The organism is Streptomyces sp. NPDC054840 (assembly GCF_053611065.1).
In genome coordinates this window covers 1-2,043 of the sequence record NZ_JBSGZP010000978.1, presented here as the reverse complement: position 1 = coordinate 2,043, position 2,043 = coordinate 1, and the positions used below count along the sequence as shown (strand labels likewise).

General features: G+C 65.4%; 2 protein-coding genes. One reads left to right on the top strand and one right to left on the bottom strand.

Features of this window, described 5'->3' with window-relative positions; translation table 11 throughout:
- Positions 1–140: 140 nt before the first annotated feature.
- Positions 141–407 carry a hypothetical protein gene (locus tag ACWGIU_RS36605; protein WP_453712392.1) on the bottom strand — a complete coding sequence of 89 codons (267 nt, stop codon included), beginning with the start codon at positions 405–407 and terminating at the stop codon, positions 141–143.
- Positions 408–1,248: 841 nt separating this feature from the next.
- Here ACWGIU_RS36605 and istB point away from each other — a divergent pair.
- On the top strand, positions 1,249–2,043 hold a 795-nt coding region (gene istB / locus ACWGIU_RS36600), incomplete at its 3' end, for an IS21-like element helper ATPase IstB (protein WP_453712391.1).

Below are 2,043 nucleotides of genomic sequence, written 5' to 3'. Positions count from 1 at the left end.
GATCAAGGACCTCACCCGGTCCCACCCATTGATCACAACCGAATACGCACCCTAGTCGAGCTTCAGGGGGTTCGCCGTGAACCCGTTACATGGCAGGGGCCCCTTTCCTCACGGGAAGGGGCCCCTGGTGCGCTGGCCTCCTACCCGGCCGTGGGGATGATGATGACGTCGCTCCCAAGAAGCCGCGTGGTGCCGCTGTTGTCGACGAGCTCTTCGTTGATCTGCACCATGTAGAAGGCGTCCACGTTGCCGTCGCTGTCACGGAAACGCATGTGTGGGAATCGCTCTTCGACCTCAGCGAGTGCACTGCCCAGGTCGGGGGCGTAGGTGTAGTGGATGAAGCCCTCGTCGCAGCCCATCTCGCGGGCCAGCCGGGTACCGTGGAAACGCAGTCCTGACATGGACATGGGGGATGCCGTCCTTAGCGTTGGAGCCGTCACGACAGAGACTAAGGGTCTGATTGCTTAGCGTGAGCATCCCCTTGCTGAACGCAACTCGAATCGGCCGGGCGCGATGGTGCGAACACTCCAACGGCCTTCGCCCGACACCACGCAAAGCCGGTACCGGCCCTTGGGGAGGATCGGGACGGGCAGTAGCGACTCTCTACGGTCTGGTGGGTGCGGTCGCTGAGCGCTGGCGCAGGGCCGCGAAGTGCGCTTGGGCACCTGGGTGAACGTCCCGTACTCCTCAGCCTGCTCATCAGTCAGAAACTCCACCGGCACGAGGCGGACCGCAGCCAGCGCCAACAGCCGCCCGGCGGCCTTTCCGCGAACTCCAGCGGCAGCCGTATCCCATTGCTAGCCAACCATGATCAATCTCAACGACACTTTCTGTACCTCAACTACTCACACCCGACATAGGGGCGGACCAGCCCGCAGGGCTGTCGAATAACCTTGTTAGGCATGCAAAAGGGCGGCGCTTCCTTCGCCGCCCTTTTGCTATTCGATTACGCCAGGCATTCGGCTACCGAGTCGCGGTCGGGACCTCGTAGCCCAGCAGGCCGTCCGCCGAGACCATCCACTCTTCCTCGCCGTCCAGGTCGATGTCCGAGACGTGCAGGCGCTTCCCTCAGACCGGGACCGCTGCACGGACCGGCGCCGCGGGTGAGGCGACGGTGACGTTTCTGCACGAATGGCGACTCGCGCATCTTCCCCCGGACACCAGGCCGCTGCCCTCGGTGACCCACTACGACCAACTGCTCCGACGCCGTCGCACCAGCGGCGGTGAACACCGCGAGGGAGAAGCACAGTGACCCTGCCCCGCCAGCGAGGACTGACCGAGCAGGCCGCCAACACGGCCATCGACACCGCCTGCCGCCTGCTGCGGCTACCGTCGATCAGGAACGAGTTCTCCGACATCGCCGACCGGGCGATGAAGGACCAGATGACCTACCGCGGCTTCCTCGCTGAGCTGCTGATGGCCGAGTGCGACGACCGAGCCCGTCGCCGTTCAGAGCGGCGGATCAAGGCGGCCGGCTTCCCCCGGGACAAGTCCCTGCGGACCTTCGACTTCGACGCGAACCCCAACATCGACGCGGCCGCCATCCACACCCTCGCCAGCTGCGAATGGATCAAGAAGAGCCAGCCGCTCTGCCTGATCGGCGACTCCGGCACCGGCAAGTCCCACATGCTGATCGCGCTCGGCACCGAGGCCGCGATGGCCGGCTACCGGGTCAAATACGTCCTGGCGACCAAGCTGGTCAACGAGCTCGTCGAAGCCGCCGACGAGAAGCAGCTGACCAAGACCATCGCCCGCTACGGCCGCGTCGACCTCCTCTGCATCGACGAACTCGGCTACATGGAACTCGACCGCCGAGGCGCCGAACTCCTCTTCCAGGTCCTGACCGAACGCGAGGAGAAGAACAGCGTCGCCATCGCCTCCAACGAGTCCTTCGGCGGCTGGACCAAGACGTTCACCGACCCCCGCCTCTGCGCGGCCATCGTCGACCGCCTCACCTTCAACGGCACCATCATCGAGACCGGCACCGACTCCTACCGCCTCGCCAGCACCCGCGCCCGAGCCGAAGAACCGGCCAAGGCCGGC